We start from the raw sequence: 18,114 nt of genomic DNA, 5'->3' as shown, positions 1-18,114 counted from the left end.
GTGTTTTCTTTTTTTGTCTTACCAGCCGAACGCGTCGACGATGCTTTCGGCCGCCGCGGCACTGCCCAGCAGCGGCACGAGGCGCTCGACCAGGCGCGCGCGATGCACCGGGTCGACCTCGCAGTCGTCCTCGTCGGTGAAGATGGCGTCGCCCGCTTCGTCCCACACCTGGCCGATGGTGCCCAGGCAGGCGGCCATCTCGAAGATGTCGGCGAAGAGCGGTTCGTCTTCCTCCCAGGCGCCGGTGCCGTGCATCGCGAACTGGATCGCGCCGGTGCGCAGGTCGAAGATGAACGGATCGGCGCCCTGGTCGGCCACCACCAGCCAATGGTCGGGCCAGTCGGCGATGCGCTCGCCGGTGATGCCATGCCAGCGGTAGCCGGCCTGCAGCTGCCACAGGCGCGAGAGCGCGGGAATGCTGAACGGGTTGCCGGTGGTCGGCACCGTGAGGCCCGCGTAGCCCACGCGCTCGTTGACCCACTCGCCGAGCGGGCCGACCTGTTCGTAGAAGGTGACGAGGGCGGCGGGCAAGGCCAGCTCGCCGCGCCAATGCTCGGCGGCGGATTGCGGCGCCAGCGCGCCATGGGAAGCCAGGGCCGCGCGGGCCTGTTCGATCGATGCCACGGGGGTTGTTCTCCGTTCAGGTCAGGCGGACGGCCTGCTGCAATGCGGTGCGCAGTGCGTCGATGTCGCCGGGTGCGACCTCGTGCACGCCCGGCACGCCGGCCAGGCCGCAGGCCGTCGATGCCACCACGGGCACGCCGGCCGCCACGGCGCGCAGCAATGCGCGCGGTGCGTGCTCGACGTGCGCGGGCAGCACGACGACGCTCGCACCGGCCAGCACGTCGCCTTGCCAGTTCATGTGTTCAATGGGTTCGATGCCCTGCCAGAGCTGCGCGTCGTCCGAGGGCGAGCCCAGCACGCGCAGGCGGCACGGCCAGCCTTGCAGCGCGGCCGCGAGTTCGCGCGCGCCCTTGCGCGCCAGCGCGCTGGCGGCGAACACGACGAGCGGTGGTTCTTCGCGCTTGCTGTGCGCGGCCTTCACCTGCGGCAGCGCCCAGTCGATCCGCTGCAGCGTGGCCTGCGGCGCGTACTGTGTCATGGCCTGCGCCACCCCGGCATGCGGCGTGACGACGACCGCCGCGCGCGCGAGCGCCAGCGCCTCGTCGCGCACCAGCGATGCATCGGCGCGGAAGTCGCGCAAGGTGGCGTCGCCGGGCCAGCGCTGCGAGGCGGCATCGAGCTGCTTTTCAATGTCGGCCATCGGCAGTGCGCTGGCCAGCACGGTGATGCGGCGCCCGTCGAGCGCGCCGAGGCGCTGCAGGTGCGGCAGCAGCGATTGCTCGACCACCAGGTGCGTGTGCGCAGGCGCCAGCCGCGCGGCGAAGCCCTGCGCGAGCCAGCGCTGGCCGTCGATCAGGCTGGCCTGGCGCCGGCCCGCCTGCCGTGCCCAGAGCCGCTGCCAGACGGCACGGCGCAAGCTCGCGGCCCATGCGGTGGTCGCCGCTTCGTTCGTCGCAGGCTCGCGATGCCAGCCGGCAGCAGGCACGCGCCAGAACGCGAGCCGCAGCGGCACGGGCTGCATGCGCTGCGCCTGCGGATGGGCCTCGCGCAGGTGGCGTGCGAACTCCGGCGTCCAGCCATCGACGAGCACGGCGGTGCGCCCTTCGGCACCGACATCGACCGGCGGACGGTGGCGAAAGCACGCCGTCTGGTCGCAGCTCAGGCAGCCGCGCGCCAGCGGCAGCGCGGTGGATGCATCGTCGCTCGTGCGCCGCAGCGTGACGGGCTCGACCGACACCGCCAGCGGCGTGCGCGCGCGGATGCGCACCACGAGTTCGGTATCGGTCAGCGCCACTTCGAGCCGCCAGGCGTGCCGGGCGCGCAGCTTGACGTCGACGTAGTTCCAGAACACCGTCGCATCGACGGCGTCGCCGGCTGGCGTGTCGGCCTGCTCGATGCGTGCCGTGTGACCGTGGCGCTCGACCAGCTCGAAGCCCGCGCGCACGGCCACCGTGGCCAGGGCGTTCGACAGCTGGCACAGCCCGCCGGCCAGCGTCGGCACCACGCAGCCGCCGCGCACCTCGCGCCCGACCACGAAGCCGCGCCCGGCGCCCGGTCGCCCCAGCTGGCGCCAGAAGCTCAGCACTTCGCCGGCCGGCACCTCGATGGCATCGAAGGCCGGCCGCGCCACGCGCAGGTTGTGCACCTTGCCGGCGACCAAGGGGAATTCGTCGGCCCGGCCGTCGGACCACAAGGGGGTTCGGTGCTGCGCAAGCACCGGCGCATCGGCCAGTGCGTGTTGGCCTGTGGGCCAGCGCCGGGCCGAGGGCCGCAGGGTTTCGCGCAGGGCGTGGGCCGTGGCGAGCAGCCGCGAGCGCAGCCAGAAGTCGATCGCGTCGATGCGGCGCGGCGGCTGCCAGGCCTGCGCACTCACGCGGCGGGGCCTCGCTTGCGCCATTGGCCGAGGTCGGCTTCGATGCGCTCGTTGATGCTGCCGCTCCATTGCGCGCCGAAGCCGGCGTCGCGCAGCAGCTCGACGATGCGGCGGCCGACCACGACGGTGTTGGCTTCGCGCTGCGCGATCTCGGGGATCATGCCGCCGCTGAAGGCGAGGAACAGGCGGCCGTTGCGCACGGCGCCGTCCAGGTCCTGTGCGTGATAGAAGCAGCAGCCGCGGATGCCGGACTCGAGCCGGCCCGCCGCACGCCACTGCTCGCGCACGTCGTCGTGCCCGTCGGACAGCGTGTTGCCGGCGCGGTGCAGGGCGATGATCTTTTCGCTGCGCAGCTGCGCGAACACGGCCTCGAGCCGGTCGTACTCGGTCTGCGCGGGCCACTGCGCCTCGGCGGCGCGCTTGGCGGCGCAGGCGCGCGTGGTTTCGGCCTTGATCCAGGCGCGGTCCTCGGGCGTGAGCTCATCCGGATCGAGGTACTCGTCGGTGATCATCCAGCCGATGTCGGCATCGGCGTGGAAGCCGCTCCACACCAGGTCGTGGATGCGTCCGCGCGTGTCTTCGGGGTCGAGAGTGAGGGCCATGCGTAGTGGGTCGTCGCTTGGTCGGCGACGGATGTGCTTTCATTTTTTCGCGGTCGGAACGACGCTCGATTCTCGCGTGTCCGCACCACGGCGATGCGTTAATGCGAAAGCATGCGCTCTGGCGGCCGTCCCTCCCGCGCCCAAATCATGAGGGATGCGCAAGGCCAAGGCAATGTGACTTTCGGCCAAGAATTCACGGTCATGGCCCATGAAAAAAGCCGGCCCTGCGTTGGCAGGGCCGGCTTTCATGAAGACCTGGAACGTTCGCCGATCCCGTCGGCGAAGCGTTCGGACCGCTTACAGCGGCAGTGCGTCGCCGTGGGCGGCAGCGCGGGCTGCGGCGCGAACCGCAGCGCGGTCGACGGTGCTGGCGACGATCGGGGCCACGCCCGACGAAGCGCCTTCGGCGTACGGGTCGGCGCTGTGTGCGGCGGCGACAGCGTCGGCACGCACGGCGGCGCGGCTGGCGGTCGACACGATCACTTGCGCGGGGCCTGCATTGGCGCCGGTGGCGTAGGGGTTGGCGCTGTGCGCGGCCACGACGGCTTGGGCGGCAACGTCAGCGCGGCTGGCGGCCGAGGTCAGTTGATGCACGCCTTCATAGCTTTCGGCATGGGCGGCGCCGGCAACGGCCATCAGGGCAACAGCAACGGCGGAGAGGATCTTCGAGGCGGTCATTTGGATTTCTTCCTTCTTCAATTCAGTTCAAGTTCTTGCTTCGGATGTCGAACCGGTCTTGGGTGGGTCACCGCCCCTCTGTTCTTTTTCGGAGGGCGGCCACCTCGCTCGGGGCCCTGTTCACCCAGATCAGCTTTGAGGGCTGGTCCGTGAGATGAATTGTGCGCCTCGATCTAGGTAAAAACCCGTAGCAAAACGAACCGCGGTGTTCACGGATTCGAAACAATTGAAGGGCAGTGGACGATGCTCAGGCGTTCGCGACCGCACTGCCAAAGAGCGCCAACGCCGGGGCGATCCGCTCGGCGGGCGTGTTGCCGAAGCCGAAGACGAAGCCGGTGCGGACCTGCTCGCTCAGGCAGTAGGCGGAGATCGCGGGCACGTCGATGCGGTGCGCCAGCAGCGCCTGGGAGACCGCCGCATCGTCGATCGGCGTGCGCGAGATGGCCGACAGGTGCAGCCCCGAGCCGGTGGTCGACAGCTCGAAATCGCGCCCCACCAGCGTCCTGAAGCAGTGCTCCATGAGCTGCGCGCGTTCACGATAGCGCACGCCCATGCGCCGGATGTGGGCCGCCAGCTGCCCGCTCGCCATGAAGTCGGCCACCACGCCCTGGGTCGGCATGGAGGCCTTGAACGAGAAGATCTGCGTGGCGCAGGCAAAAGCGTCCGCCAGGTCGGGCGGGACCACCAGGTAGGCCAGGTTGAGCGCGGGCGAGATGGAACGGTTGAAGTTCCCGATGTAGATGACCCGCCCCCCGTGGTCCAGCGCCGCCAGCGGAGGCAGCGGCCTGCCCCGGAAATGGAAGGCGTTGTTGAAGTCGTACTCGATCACCCAGGCATTGCGCTCGTGCGCCCACTGCAGGAGCGAGAGGCGCCGCTCCAGCGGCATCGTGCTGCCGAAGGGGAACTGGTTGGTGGGCGACGCCACGATCAGCCGCGCGTCGGGCGCATGGCTGTCGAACCGGCTGCTGTCCAGGCCCTGCAGGTCGATGGGCACGGGCACCAGGTCCGCACCGAAGCCCATCAAGGCGGCAAGCCGAGTGATGTAGCCCGGGTCTTCCACGATGATGCGATCGCCGTGGTCGGTCAGCACCTGGCCGGCCAGCACGAAGCCCTGCGTCGTGCCGTCGACCACGAGCACCTGGTCCGGCAGGCAGGAAATGCCATGCGCCTCGCCCACATAGTCCGCGATCTGCTGACGTAGTTCGGGCAGCCCCATCGGCGAGCCGTAGCCCAGCTCCGCGGCCGGCGCCGAGCGCCAGTACTGCGACGAGACCTTGGCGAACTGCTCGAACGGCAGCTGGTCGAGTGCGGGCACGGTCGGGCTGAGGTCGAACGTGGCATTGCGCTCGGGCGGCAGCGCCAGTTCGGACATCGCCTGCGCGCGCCGCGAGATGTGCCGGGGCGCCGGCGCGGCGACAGGGGCGTTCGACGGCGCCCCGGCCGGCGCGCTGCGCTCCTCGGGCAGCACGGCAGCAATGTAGGTGCCCGCCCCCACGCGGCCGCTGACATAGCCCTCGGCCAGCAGCCGTTCGTAGACCAGGACCACGGTGTTGCGCGACACGCCGAGTTCCGCGGCCAGCTGGCGGGTGGGCGGCAGCCGCGCGTTCTTGGAGATCCGGCCCTGCACGATGGCCTGGCGGATCTGCTCGAACACCTGGACGTGCAGCGGATCGGAGCCGCTGCGGTCCAGCGAGAGCGAACTCCAGGTCGGGTAATTGAAGTGCCGCGGCATACGAAATCTCCATGCCGCCCGTGCCGGACAGGGCTGCGGCGGCCTTCGAATATACGGCCCGGTCGCTCGCGCTAGGCGCCCGCAAGCATGCGCAGGACCTCCTCGTGGCGGCGAGGGTTGCCCGATGCGACCAGCCGATTGCCGGAGTAGATCGTGAGCGGGCGCCCCTCCCAATCGGTGATGACGCCGCCGGCGCCCTCGATCACCGGCACCAGCGCGCAGTAGTCGACCTCGCGGTGGCGGCCGCAGTCGATGCCGATGTCGATCGTTCCGTTGGCGATGCAGCCATACGCATAGCAGCTCGATCCGTACACGCACCATTTGGCGGCGCTGCGCAGCGTCTCGAACGCCTCGCGCTCACGCGGCCCGAAGGGCTCCGGGTTGCTGCACGACACCAGCGCGTCGGCCAGCGACGGGCACTCGCGGCTGCGGATGCGCTGGCCATTGAAGGTGGACGGCTGGCCCTGCGCCCCGGCCCATCGGTCGTTGGTGATGGGGTGGTCGATCACGCCGATGATCGGCGTGCCGTGGCGCGCCAGCGAAATCAGCGTCCCGTAGATGGGAATGCCCGTGATGAAGGCCTTGGTGCCGTCGATCGGGTCGAGCACCCAGACGTACTCGGCATCGAGGTCCTGGCCCTCGAACTCCTCGCCGAGGATGCCGTGCGAGGGATAGCGGTGGCGGATCAGCGTGCGCAGCGTCTGCTCGACATGCTTGTCCACGACGGTGACGGGGCTGTCGTCCTCCTTGGACTCGAAGCCCCTGCGGCTGTACAGGTTCTCGCGCAGGATGGCGCCGCTGGCGTCGGCCAGCCCATGGGCGAAGGCGAGGAATTCGGCCATCGCCGACTCTGGAACGGAAGAAGTGGACACGCGGTCTCCTGGATCAAGTGGGCATGGGCCCGGTGCCGTGCTGCGCCGGCAAGTGGCGAAGATGGCGAGACATGCGGTGCTCCAGCCGCCGCACCAGGTGGTTGGCGGCGAACGCGAAGGCAAGGTAGATCAACCCGGCCGCAATGAAGATCTCGTAGGGGGCGAAGGTGCGCGCCACCAGGGTGTTGGCCACGCCTGTCAGCTCCGAGAGCGTGATGGCGCTGGCCAGCGAGGTGCGCTTGATCGTCTTGATCACCTCGTTGCCGTAGGCCGGCAGCGCCAGCAGCATCGCCCGCGGCAGGATGACGTGGCGGTACAGCGCACCGAAAGAAAGCCCGAACGCCTGGCCGGCCTCGACCTCCCCGTGCGGCACTGCCTGGATCGCCCCGCGGAAGATGTGCACGGCGTAGGCCGTCGTGTTCAGCACGAAGGTGATGACGGCGCACCAGTACGGCTTGCGCAGGTAGGGCCAGGCCCAGCTGTCGCGCACCGCATCGATCTGGGCAATGCCGTAGTACACGATGAAGATCTGCACCAGCAGCGGCGTTCCCCGGAAGACCTGCGAGAACACCTCGACGGGCCAGCGCAGCCACCAGGCCTTCTGGACGCGCACGATGGCCAGCGGCACCGCCAGCAGCGTCGCGAGCACCATCGTGATCGCGAAGAGCTCCAGCGTGAGCAGCGCGCCCTGCCAGAGCACCGGAAGGCTCTCGACAATGAGTTCGACATCCATGGTCAGGCCGTCCTTTCACCGCGGGCACCGCGGCGCTCGAGCTGATGCAGCACGAGCGAACTCAGCACGGTCAGCGTGAGGTAGATGGCGCCTGCACTGAGGTAGAAGAACAGGGCGCGGCGCGTGTCGCTGGTGGCCAGTTCGGAGGCCTTCATCAGCTCGCTCAGCCCCACGATGGAGATCAGCGAGGTGTCCTTGAGCGTCGAGATCCAGATGTTGCCCAGGCCCGGCAGCGCCAGCCGCAGCATCTGCGGGCACTGGATCACGAAGAAGATCTGCAGGGTGCCCATGCCCACGGCCATGCCGGCCTCCACCTGCCCGCGGGGAATGGCCGTGAGCGCGCCGCGGAACACCTCCGAGGCGTAGCCGCCGAAGATCAGGGCCAGTGCGAACACCCCCGCCGGATACGGCGGAATCTCGACCATGCCCGGGTCGTGCCTGACCAGCGCGAGCAGCCGGCTCAAGACCACCGTGCTGCCGAAGTACACCATCAGGATCAGCAGCAGTTGCGGGATGCCCCGTATCGCCGTGATGTAGGCCTCGGCCAGCCAGCGCACCGCCTTGAAGCGGGACAGGCAGGCCGCCGCGCCCAGCAGCCCCAACGCGATGCCGAACACCGACGACACCAGCGCCACCTCCACGGTCGTCCAGGCGCCCTGCGCGATGGTCGGCCCCCAGCCGTTGAACATGTCCATGGTGTCGTCAGCAATCGGTGAGCGGATTCGGTGGCGCGACGGCGTCAGTGCCAGACCGTGGGCAGCACACTGAAGCTCCAGTACTTCTGGTTGATCGCCTTGAAGGTCCCGTCGGCAAACATGCCCTTGAGCGCCGCGTTGATCTCGTCGCGCAGCGCCGTGGCCCCCTTGGGCAAACCGACGGCCACGCCTTCGCCCAGGTACTTGGGCGCCTCGATCTCGGGGCTGACGAACTCGTAGTTGCGCCCTTCCGGCTTCTCCAGGAAGTCGGTGCGAACCTTCATGGGACTCACGAGCATGAGGTCGATGCGGCCGGCCACGAGGTCCAGCAGCATGTTCTCGGCCGAGTCGTAGCGCGTGATCTCGACGCCGGAGAACTCGCCCGCAAGGTAGCTGTCGTTCGTGGTGGCCCGCTGCACGCCCACCACCTTGCCCTTGAGCGCGCCTGCGTTGGGCGTGTTGTCGGGCCTCATCGGGAGCAGCCCCCCGTTCTTGCGGCCCACGAAGCGCGCCGTCGAGGCCCGGTAGGGAACGGAGAAGTCGATGCTCTTCTTGCGCGCCTCGGTGATCGACAGGCTCGACGTGACGACGTCGATCTTCCTGGAAAGCAGCGCGGGAATCAGGCCATCGAACCCCAGGCAGACGAACTGCACGTTGGCGTTCATCCGCCGCCCGATCTCACGGGCGATGTCGATCTCGAAGCCCTTCAGCTCGCCCGACGCATCGCGGTAGTTGAAGGGCGGATAGGTGCACTGCACCCCGGCCTTGATCTCGCGGCCCATGGCGGCGACGGAGCACGCGGCCAGCAGGCCTGCGAACAACCATTTCTTCATTTCGTCTCCAGTTCTTGGTTCGTGATGTCGTGGCTACAGAACGCTGTCGAGGAACTTGCGGCAGCGCTCGCTGCGCGGATTGCCGAACACGTCGGCAGGCGCCCCGCGTTCCTCGATCTTTCCCTTGTGCAGGAACGCGACCTCGGTCGAGACCTCGCGTGCGAACGCCATCTCGTGGGTGACCATCACCATGGTGCGCCCCTCCTCGGCCAGCAGGCGGATCACCTTCAGCACCTCGCCCACGAGCTCGGGGTCGAGGGCGGACGTGGGCTCGTCGAACAGCAGCAGCTTGGGCTCCATGGCCAGCGCGCGGGCGATCGCGCAGCGCTGCTGCTGGCCGCCCGAGATGTGGGCCGGATAGTGCCGCAGCCGGTCACCGAGCCCGACCTTCGCCAGCAGCGCTTCGGCCCGTTCCGTCGCTTCGCGGCGCGACAGCCCCAGCACCTTCATGGGCGGCATGGCCACGTTCTCCAGCACGGTCATGTGGCTCCACAGGTTGAAGTTCTGGAACACCATGCCGATGCCCGCGCGCAACCGGTTCACCTGGCTCTTGCTGGCGGGGCTCGCCTGCCCTGCCGGCGACCGGCGCATGCGGATCTCCTCGCCATCGATGGCGACGGTGCCGGCATCGGGCACCTCGAGCAGGTTGAGGCAACGCAGGAAGGTGCTCTTGCCCGAGCCGCTGGCGCCGATCAGCGTGACCACGTCGTGCTCGTGGGCGCACAGGTCGATGCCGCGCAGCACGTCCAGCGCGCCGAAGCGTTTCTCGATGCCGGTGGCAGACACGATCTGCCTGCCCTGTTGTCGTTGGGGGTCGCTCAAGTGAGTTCCTTTTGAACGGTGCTGGCGCTTCGCCTAGAAGGTCCCGGGATAGGCCCCGCCGTCGAGCAGCAGATTCTGTGCGTTGATGTAGCCGGCATGGGCGCTGCACAGGAAGGCGCAGGCACGGCCGAACTCCATCGGATCGCCGAAGCGCGCGGCCGGGCTGCGGCCCTGCCATTCGGTCTGCTCGGCCTCGAACGAGCGCCCCGACCCGGCCGCGGCAGCCTCCACCGTGGCACGCAGGCGGTCGGTGGCGAACGAGCCGGGCAGCAGGTTGTTGATGGTGACGTTGCGATGCGCCGTGCGCCGCGCCAGGCCCGCCACGAAGCCGGTGAGTCCGCTGCGCGCGCCGTTGGACAGGCCCAGGATGTCGATGGGCGCCTTCACCGAGGACGAGGTGATGTTGATGATGCGGCCGAAGCCGCGATCCATCATGCCGTCCACCGTCGCCTTGATCAGCTCGATGGGCGTCAGCATGTTGGCGTTGAGTGCCACCATCCAGTCGTCGCACGTCCATTGGCGGAAGTCGCCCGGCTTGGGGCCTGCGGCATTGGTCACCAGGATGTCCGGCGCGGGGCAGGCCTCGAGAACGAGCGCCCGCCCCTGCACCGTCGTGACGTCGGCGGCCACCGTGCGCACGTGCACGCCGGTGGCCTCGCGAATTTCGTCGGCGGTGGCCTCGAGCGCCTGCGCGCCGCGCGCCACGATAGTGAGCGATGCGCCGTCTTCCGCCAGCGCGAACGCGCACGCCCGGCCCAGCCCCTTGCTCGCGGCGCAGACCAGCGCCGTCTTGCCCTTGATACCCAGATCCATGGCGACCTCTTGCTTCAGATGAAGTTCGCGGCGACCGTGCCGAAGCGGTCGAACGAGGAATGCACCCGCATGCCCTGCGAGGCGCGGTACTGCCGCGTGAAGGAGCCGGACATCACCTGCATCCCTGCCTCGAGGGCCAGGCCGAATTCGGCCAGCTTGTTTGCCAGCCACAGCACCGAGAGCAGCCCGCCGCCCTGCATGACCGCCGAGCCGGAGGCCGTCTCGCTGACGGCGCCGTCGACCTGCACCGTCACGCTGGCGCCGGCCAGGTCGCGGTTGTCGGCCGTCAGCGGCACGGCCGCCCCCGTCACATACGCCTTCTGCTGCGCGTTGTCCGCCATGGCCAGCGCCAGGTTGCCGGCGAACGGACCGCGGACCTCCACGATCTCCAGGGCCGGCGCCGCATGCGTCACGGCGGCAGCGACCTCCTCCAGGCTCACGCCGGGTCCGCGCAGCGTCTTGCCGATGGTCAGGCACAGCTCGTTCTCGAAGCCGGGCGCGATCAGATCGGAAAAGCGATAGGCCTGGCCGCTCGCATGGCGGCCGCTTTCCAGCAGATAGCCGAAGCAGGGCTCGTGCACCTGCTGCTGCACGCGCATGGCCTCGGCGGTGAGGCCGACCTTCCAGCCCGTCTGCCGCTCGCCCCTGGCCAGGCGCTCGTGCAACAAGGCCAGCTGCACCTCGTAGCCCTGCTGCAGGGAAAACTTCCCGGCCCATTCCGACGGCATGTGGCGTCCGTCCTCCATGGCTTGCCAAAGGGCGCCCGCAATGTCTTGGGTGTTCATCGCATCCTCATCGTGTGGTTGGGTGGTGTTCCAGGTAGGCGGCCAGGCGGCGAACGCCGTCGTCCAGGCGCGGCGTGCCGCTGGCATAGCACCAGCGCAGGTAGCCTTCGCCCTCGGGGCCGAAGGCCACGCCGGGCGCCAGCCCCAGCCCGGCCTCGGCCACGAGCTGCTTGCAGAACGCGAGGCTGTCCGTCACGCCTTCGACACGGAAGAAGGTGTACATCGCGCCCCGCGCGGGCGCGGCGAGCTCGACCCCCGGCACGCTCCCCAGGCGCGCCGCCAGGTGGTCCCTGCCCTGGCGCAACCGCTCGACGGTGCGGGCAATGGCATCTTCCCCGCGCGACAGGGCGACCACCCCCGCCGCCTGGACGAAGGGCGGCGCGCAGGTGCTGCTGTACTCGATCAGCTTGCCGATGTCGCCCAGCATCGCGGGCGGCACGACGATCCAGCCCAGGCGCCATCCGGTCATGCGCCAGGCCTTGGAGAAGGAATTGCAGCTGATGACCCGGTCCTCGGGCGTCGCGATGTCCAGGAAGGACGGCGCGCACGGCGCATCGAAGCTGATGCGCTGGTAGACATCGTCGCTGACGATCCAGATGCCCAGGCGCCGGCAGTGCGCGAGGATGACTTCCTGCGACTCGCGCGAAAGGGTCCAGCCCGTCGGGTTGTTGGGCGCGTTCAGCAGCAGCGCGCGGGTGCCCGGCCGAAGCGCTTCCAGAAGGCGCTGCTCGTCGAGCACCCAGCCCGCCGCGGTGAACTGCAATGCGACGGTCTCCACGTGCGCGCCCAGCACCTTGGGCATCTCGACCAGGTTGGGCCACAACGGCGTCACGGCCACGACGCGGTCGCCTGGGTTCAGCAGCGCCTGCAGGGCCAGCATCAGCGCATGCGTGCCCGAACTCGTCACCGCCACCCGTTCGACGCCGATCGGGCCATGCCAGCGCGACAGGTAGCGGGCGATCTCCTCGCGCAACGCGGGCTCGCCCAGCGTCTGGACGTAGAAGGTGCGCCTGTTCTCGAGGGCGGCGATCGCAGCGCCGCAGATCTCGTCCGGCGTCTCCTCGTCGGGCTCGCCGAACCAGAAAGGCAGGATGTCCTTGCGGTCCATGCCCGCATTGGCGACCTCGCGGATCTTCGAGGACCGCAGGGCCTGGACTTCGGCGCGTGCGACGGTCGATGGCGGGCAGTGGGAGGCGGCGCTCTGCATGTCGTGCTTGTCTCGGTGTTCTATGGCCTGCATGCTCCGACGCCGCACGGTGCGGGACAAGGACCAATTCCGTGCGCCGAAGCGGACCAATCGCGGCGAATCGGCCGGCAGCGATGCGCTGCTGAACGGCGCTATTTGGCAGAACGGCCGGAGCCAATGGGTTGATTGCCGCCGGGAATTGCCCCTCTGAACACAGTCATTGCCGTCGAAAAGGGGCTCACGTCAAACGCTTCCCCTGCGCTCAACGGCCAGACGAACAAAGAGGCTGCATTTCCTCGGCAAAACAGCACTTTCCCGGGCACGACCGCCCATGGAGAGAATTCGAAATAAAAAGGGCAAAAAAAAGGCCTGCCTTCGAAAAGGCAGGCCTTCATTGAAAAGCTCGAGGAGCCGGTTTCAGAACGGAATGTCGTCGTCCATGTCGTCGAAGCCCGACGACGACTTGGCCGGCGCCTGGCGCGGCGCCGGTGCCGGGGCACGCGGTGCTGCAGCTGCGGGCGCACGCGGGGCGTAGCCGCCACCGCCGCCACCACCACCTTGCGAGTAACCACCGCCGCCCCCGCCTTGCGAGTAGCCGCCGTCGTCGTCGCTCGGACCCGACGGGCCGCCCTGGCCCTGGCGGCTGCCCAGCATCTGCATCTGGTCGGCGCGGATTTCGGTGGTGTACTTTTCGATGCCGTCCTTGTCGGTCCATTTGCGCGTGCGCAGCGAGCCTTCGACATACACCTGCGAGCCCTTGCGCAGGTACTGGCCGGCGATTTCGGCCAGGCGGCCGTTGAACACGATGCGGTGCCATTCGGTGGCTTCACGCATCTCACCGCTTTGCTTGTCTTTCCAGCGATCGGTGGTGGCCACGGTGACGTTTGCGACCTGATCGCCGCTCGGGAAGGTCCGCATTTCGGGGTCGCGCCCCAGGTTGCCGACGACGATGACTTTATTGACCGATGCCATATGCACTGCCCCTGATAAGTAGATGAAGGAGGAGGTTGAGAGGAACCCTCCATTCTGCCTGAGCCGAAATCGGCCCGGCGCCGGCCGGCCCGGGCGGGGGCGTCCGCCGCCGTCCATCCCCTGGTCATGACAGGCGGGGCAAGCCCCTCTATCATGTCCGGTTGCCCTCGGACGACCGCACCCCTTGAATTCACCCACCCCTGAAGACACCCCGGAACGCGACGCCTACCTTGGCGCGCTGCTCGCCCAGCAGCGCATCAGCATCCGCGGCGCGCGCACCCACAACCTGAAGAACGTCGATCTCGACATCCCGCGCAACAAGCTGGTGGTGATCACCGGCCTGTCGGGCTCGGGCAAGTCGAGCCTGGCGTTCGACACGCTGTATGCCGAAGGGCAGCGGCGCTACGTGGAAAGCCTCTCGGCCTATGCGCGGCAGTTCCTGCAGCTCATGGACAAGCCCGACGTCGATGTGATCGAGGGCCTGTCGCCCGCCATCAGCATCGAGCAGAAGGCCACCAGCCACAACCCGCGCTCCACCGTGGGCACGGTGACCGAGATCCACGACTACCTGCGCCTCTTGTACGCCCGCGCCGGCACGCCCTTCTGCCCCGACCACCACCTGCCGCTGCAGGCGCAGACGGTCTCGCAGATGGTCGACGCCACGCTGGCGCTGCCCGACGAGCCCCGGCTGATGATCCTGGCGCCCGTCGCGCGCGAGAAGAAAGGCGAGTTCCTCGAGCTCTTCACCGAGATGCAGGCGGCCGGCTACGTGCGCTTTCGCGTCGACGGGCAAACCTACGAATACAACGACCTGCCCAAGCTCAAGAAGACCGAGAAGCACGACATCGACGTGGTCATCGACCGCCTGCGCGCGCGCCCCGACATGCAGCAGCGCCTGGCCGAGAGCTTCGAGGCCGCGCTGCGCCTGGCCGAGGGCCGCGCCATTGCGCTGGAGCTGGGCGCCGAGGGAGCGCCCGACAAGGAACACCTGTTCAACGCCAAGTTCGCCTGCCCGATCTGCCACTACTCGCTGTCGGAGCTCGAGCCGCGCCTGTTCTCGTTCAACTCGCCCGTGGGCGCCTGCCCCAGCTGCGACGGCCTGGGCCACCGCGAGGTGTTCGACCCGGTGCGCGTGGTGGCGTTTCCGTCGCTGTCGATCGCCAGCGGCGCAATCAAGGGCTGGGACCGCCGCAACGGCTACTACTTCAGCATGGTCGAGAGCGTCGCCAAGCACTACAAGTTCGACGTCGACGCGCCCTTCGAATCGCTGCCGGCCTCGGTGCAGCAGACGCTGCTGCACGGCTCGGGCGGTGAAGAGATCAAGTTCAACTACACCATGGAGTCGGGCAACTTCGCGGGCAAGAAGCTCACGAAGAAGCACCCCTTCGAGGGGATCATCCCGAACATGACGCGGCGCTACCGCGAGACCGACTCGGTGATGGTGCGCGAAGACCTCGCGCGCTTTCGCAACCAGCAGCCCTGCCCCGACTGCGGCGGCTCGCGGCTGCGGCGCGAGGCGCGCAACGTGTTCCTGGTGGACGACGCCGGGCATGTGGGCGCGAACGGCGGCGAGCCGCCGCGCATGGCCATCTTCGAGCTGAGCCACCTCACGCTGCGCGACGCCTACGCCTGGTTCAGCACGCTCAAGCTGCGCGGTGCCAAGGCCGACATCGCCGACAAGGTGGTGCGCGAGATCGGCCTGCGCCTCAAGTTCCTGAACGACGTGGGCCTCAACTACCTGAGCCTGGACCGCAGCGCCGAAACGCTCTCGGGCGGCGAGGCGCAGCGCATTCGCCTCGCGTCGCAGATCGGCTCGGGCCTCACGGGCGTGATGTACGTGCTCGACGAACCCAGCATCGGCCTGCACCAGCGCGACAACGACCGCCTCATCGGCACGCTCAAGCATCTGCGCGACATCGGCAACAGCGTGATCGTGGTCGAGCACGACGAGGACATGATCCACGCCGCCGACCACGTGATCGACATGGGCCCCGGCGCCGGCGTGCACGGCGGGCGCGTGATGGCCCAGGGCACGTATGCCCAGGTGTCGGCCAACCCCGAGTCGCTCACCGGCCAGTACCTCTCGGGCGTGAAGAAGATCGAGGTGCCCAAGCACCGCACCGCGTGGCTGCCGGCCGTGAAGAAGCCGGCCTTCAACGAAGGCAAGAAGCCCTCGCGCTTTCCGCAGAGCCCCGCGGCCGAACGCCGCGCCGCGCGCGAGGCCGCGCACCTGGCCTCGCAGACCGACCTGCAGGAGATCCGCGTGGTCGGCGCCACCGGCAACAACCTGAAGAACGTGAGCGTCGCGTTCCCCGTGGGCCTGCTGACCTGCGTGACCGGCGTCTCGGGCTCGGGCAAGTCGACGCTGGTGAACGACACGCTCTACACCGCCGTGGCGCGCACGCTGTACCGCGCGCACGAAGAGCCGGCCGCGCACGAGTCGGTGGAAGGCATCGAGTACTTCGACAAGGTCATCAACGTCGACCAGTCGCCCATCGGCCGCACGCCGCGCAGCAACCCGGCCACCTACACGGGCCTGTTCACGCCGATCCGCGAGCTGATGGCCGAGACCAACACCGCGCGCGAGCGCGGCTACGGCCCGGGCCGCTTCAGCTTCAACGTGGCCGGTGGCCGCTGCGAGGCCTGCCAGGGCGACGGCGTGGTGAAGGTCGAGATGCACTTCCTGCCCGACGTCTACGTGCCCTGCGAGGTCTGCCACGGCCAGCGCTACAACCGCGAGACGCTCGAGGTCCAGTACAAGGGCCGGAACATCGCGCAGATCCTCGAGATGACGGTCGAGACCGCGCACGAGTTCCTGAAAGCCGTGCCGACCATCGAACGCAAGCTGCGCACGCTGCTCGACGTGGGCCTGAGCTACATCAAGCTCGGCCAGTCGGCCACCACGCTGTCGGGCGGCGAGGCGCAGCGCGTGAAGCTGGCGCTCGAGTTGAGCAAGCGCGACACGGGCCGCACGCTCTACATCCTCGATGAGCCGACCACCGGCCTGCACTTCGCGGACATCGAGCTGCTGCTCAAGGTGCTGCACCAGCTGCGCGACGCGGGCAACACCATCGTCGTGATCGAGCACAACCTGGACGTCATCAAGACGGCGGACTGGCTCATCGACATGGGCCCCGAGGGCGGCGCCGGCGGCGGCACGGTGGTGGGCGAAGGCACGCCGGAAGACATCGCGGCGAACGAGGCGAGCCACACGGGCCGCTACCTCAAGCGCCTGCTGTAGCCGCGCCGCCAGCACGAATGCGCGGGCCGCGCCACAATCGCGGCCCATGCCTTCCTTCACGCCGCGCCAGTTCGTTCTTCTCGTCCTCCTCACCCTCGCGTGGGGCTTCAACTGGCCGGTGATGAAGCTCGGCGTGGCCGACTACCCGCCACTGGCCTTCCGCGCGATTTCGATCTGGCTGGGCGTGCCCGTGCTGGCGATCGCGCTGGTGGTGATGAAGGTGCCGTTCCGCGTGCCGCGCAGCGCGTGGCCCGAGCTGGTGTGGCTGGGCGCGACCAACATGTTCGTCTGGCACGCCTGCATCATCCTCGCGGTGAAGGCGCTCTCAGGCGGGCGCGCCGCGATCCTGGGCTACACGATGCCGGTGTTCTCCGCGGTCATCGGCGCGCTGCTGTTCTCGGCCGTGCTCACGCGCCGCGCATGGACCGGCGTGGGCGCCTGCGCCATCGGCGTCGGGCTGCTGCTGTGGCACGAGCTCACCGACTTCGCCGGCCGCCCCGGCTACGTGGCACTGGCGCTGGTGGCCGCCGCCACCTGGGCGCTGGGCACGCAGCTGCTGCGACACACGCGCATCGGGCTGCCCACGCTCACGCTCTCGTTCTGGATGACGGCCATGACGGCCGTGGTGATGACGGTGCTCTCATTGCTGTTCGAGCGCGACCAGTGGCGCTCGCCGGGCGCCGTGACCTGGGGATCGATCGCCTACAACGCGGTGCTGATCTTCGGCTTCGCGCACGCGGCCTGGTTCTACCTGGCGCGCGGCCTGCCGCCGGTGGCCTCGACCCTGAGCGTGATGTTCATCCCCGTGCTCGGCGTGTTCAGCGGCGCCGTGTGGCTCGGCGAGGTCGTGCACTGGCAGGACTGGGTGGCGGTGGCGCTGATGATGGTCGCCATCGCCTCGGTGCTCTTGCCTTCGCGCAGCAGCAGCAACGCGAAGGCCTGAGCTCAGGTCGTCGTCTGCACGTGCAGGCGGCTGGTCTTGCAGCGGTGCAGCGCGCGGTAGTGCTCCAGCGGCCGGCCGTTGGCGCCGTAGGCGATCGACTCGATGCGCAGCAGCGGCTCGGGCTGCGGCAGGTCGAGCAGGCGGCAGGTCTCGGCGTCGGGCAGCACGGCATCGATCCAGCGTTCGGCACGCACCAGCCGCACGCCGTACTGGCGGCGCAGCACGTCGTACAGCGAGCGGTCGTCCAGCCGCGTGCGGTGCAGGCCCGGCGCCAGGTCGGCCGGCACGGCCGTCTCGACCAAGAGGCGCAGTTCGCCGTCGACGCTGCGCAGGCGCTTGAGGCCGACCACCTGCGCGTCTTCGGTGAGGCCGAGCGCGGCGGCTTCCTGCGCGGTGGCGGCGCGCAGTTCCTGCACGAGGATCTGCGTGCGCACCGAGCGGCCCTTGCGCTCCATCTCGTCGGAGAAGCCCAGCACGGTGGAGACGAAGTCTTCGTCGCGCTCGCGCGCCGACACGAAGGCACCGCGGCCCTTGATCTTGTAGATGAGGTTGTTGCGCACCAGGTCGGCCAGCGCCTCGCGCACCACGATGCGCGAGATGCCGAACTGCTCGCCCAGCTCGGCCTCGGACGGCAGCTTGGCGCCGATGGGCAGCACGCCCTGCAGGATCTGCAGCCGGATGGCGTCGCGGAACTGCGCCCACAGCGGCGATTCGGAGTTGCGGTCGAGCGAGGTCGTCGACACGGTGTCGGGGGCGGTGGAAAGGGTCAC

At 68.9% G+C, this 18,114-nt stretch carries 17 protein-coding genes; 2 read left to right on the top strand and 15 right to left on the bottom strand.

All coding sequences use genetic code 11. The features are described 5' to 3' along the window. Window positions 1–18: 18 nt before the first annotated feature. The 14 genes from AC3WQM_RS25420 to ssb form a co-directional block, all read right to left on the bottom strand. A complete protein-coding gene (locus AC3WQM_RS25420) occupies window positions 19–624 on the bottom strand; it encodes a hypothetical protein (protein WP_492682607.1) in 606 nt (201 codons plus the stop codon). Between the two features lie 16 nt (window positions 625–640). After that, window positions 641–2,437: a VanW family protein gene (locus tag AC3WQM_RS25415; RefSeq protein ID WP_492682605.1), complete on the bottom strand. Its 1,797-nt coding sequence runs from the start codon at window positions 2,435–2,437 to the stop codon at window positions 641–643. After that, window positions 2,434–3,039: a DUF6891 domain-containing protein gene (locus tag AC3WQM_RS25410; protein WP_390347156.1), complete on the bottom strand. Its 606-nt coding sequence runs from the start codon at window positions 3,037–3,039 to the stop codon at window positions 2,434–2,436. Before AC3WQM_RS25410 ends, AC3WQM_RS25415 begins: the two co-directional genes overlap by 4 nt. A 297-nt stretch (window positions 3,040–3,336) precedes the next feature. Continuing rightward, on the bottom strand, window positions 3,337–3,717 hold the full coding sequence (locus AC3WQM_RS25405; protein ID WP_062480474.1) for a hypothetical protein: 381 nt from the start codon (window positions 3,715–3,717) through the stop codon (window positions 3,337–3,339). 247 nt (window positions 3,718–3,964) lie between these two features. Next, entirely contained in the window at window positions 3,965–5,449 is a 1,485-nt protein-coding gene (gene pdxR, locus AC3WQM_RS25400) for a MocR-like pyridoxine biosynthesis transcription factor PdxR (protein WP_062480472.1), read from the bottom strand. Between the two features lie 71 nt (window positions 5,450–5,520). Continuing rightward, the gene (locus AC3WQM_RS25395; protein WP_206167823.1) at window positions 5,521–6,321 is read right to left on the bottom strand and encodes an inositol monophosphatase family protein; all 801 of its coding nucleotides are present in this window, start codon (window positions 6,319–6,321) and stop codon (window positions 5,521–5,523) included. Between the two features lie 13 nt (window positions 6,322–6,334). Continuing rightward, window positions 6,335–7,054: an ABC transporter permease gene (locus AC3WQM_RS25390; RefSeq protein WP_062480468.1), complete on the bottom strand. Its 720-nt coding sequence runs from the start codon at window positions 7,052–7,054 to the stop codon at window positions 6,335–6,337. A gap of 2 nt (window positions 7,055–7,056) precedes the next feature. Continuing rightward, complete coding sequence (locus AC3WQM_RS25385; protein WP_492682603.1) at window positions 7,057–7,749, bottom strand: ABC transporter permease; 693 nt, start codon at window positions 7,747–7,749, stop codon at window positions 7,057–7,059. A gap of 44 nt (window positions 7,750–7,793) precedes the next feature. Continuing rightward, a complete protein-coding gene (locus tag AC3WQM_RS25380) occupies window positions 7,794–8,582 on the bottom strand; it encodes a transporter substrate-binding domain-containing protein (RefSeq protein WP_492682601.1) in 789 nt (262 codons plus the stop codon). 33 nt (window positions 8,583–8,615) lie between these two features. After that, on the bottom strand, window positions 8,616–9,404 hold the full coding sequence (locus AC3WQM_RS25375) for an ABC transporter ATP-binding protein (RefSeq protein ID WP_390347160.1): 789 nt from the start codon (window positions 9,402–9,404) through the stop codon (window positions 8,616–8,618). Window positions 9,405–9,437: 33 nt separating this feature from the next. Beyond that, window positions 9,438–10,217, bottom strand: a complete 780-nt coding sequence (locus tag AC3WQM_RS25370; RefSeq protein WP_492682599.1) for an SDR family oxidoreductase — start codon at window positions 10,215–10,217, stop codon at window positions 9,438–9,440. A 14-nt stretch (window positions 10,218–10,231) separates the two neighbouring features. Then, window positions 10,232–11,002: a 2-keto-4-pentenoate hydratase gene (locus AC3WQM_RS25365; RefSeq protein ID WP_492682597.1), complete on the bottom strand. Its 771-nt coding sequence runs from the start codon at window positions 11,000–11,002 to the stop codon at window positions 10,232–10,234. Between the two features lie 7 nt (window positions 11,003–11,009). Further along, complete coding sequence (locus tag AC3WQM_RS25360; protein ID WP_492682595.1) at window positions 11,010–12,209, bottom strand: pyridoxal phosphate-dependent aminotransferase; 1,200 nt, start codon at window positions 12,207–12,209, stop codon at window positions 11,010–11,012. Between the two features lie 396 nt (window positions 12,210–12,605). Then, window positions 12,606–13,160 (bottom strand): single-stranded DNA-binding protein, encoded by a 555-nt coding sequence (gene ssb / locus AC3WQM_RS25355; protein WP_492682593.1) that lies wholly within the window; start codon window positions 13,158–13,160, stop codon window positions 12,606–12,608. Between the two features lie 184 nt (window positions 13,161–13,344). Here ssb and uvrA point away from each other — a divergent pair, with 184 nt between their 5' ends. Further along, the gene (gene uvrA / locus AC3WQM_RS25350) at window positions 13,345–16,401 is read left to right on the top strand and encodes an excinuclease ABC subunit UvrA (RefSeq protein WP_492682591.1); all 3,057 of its coding nucleotides are present in this window, start codon (window positions 13,345–13,347) and stop codon (window positions 16,399–16,401) included. Between the two features lie 46 nt (window positions 16,402–16,447). Then, complete coding sequence (locus AC3WQM_RS25345; protein WP_062480450.1) at window positions 16,448–17,344, top strand: DMT family transporter; 897 nt, start codon at window positions 16,448–16,450, stop codon at window positions 17,342–17,344. A 2-nt stretch (window positions 17,345–17,346) separates the two neighbouring features. Here AC3WQM_RS25345 and AC3WQM_RS25340 read toward each other — a convergent pair whose 3' ends face one another. Continuing rightward, on the bottom strand, window positions 17,347–18,114 hold the full coding sequence (locus tag AC3WQM_RS25340; RefSeq protein WP_172438465.1) for a GntR family transcriptional regulator: 768 nt from the start codon (window positions 18,112–18,114) through the stop codon (window positions 17,347–17,349).

This window comes from Variovorax sp. FW301-JW7, from assembly GCF_058788795.1.
The sequence above is the reverse complement of the archived record's forward strand: the minus strand, read 5'-3'. Positions and strand labels throughout refer to the sequence as shown.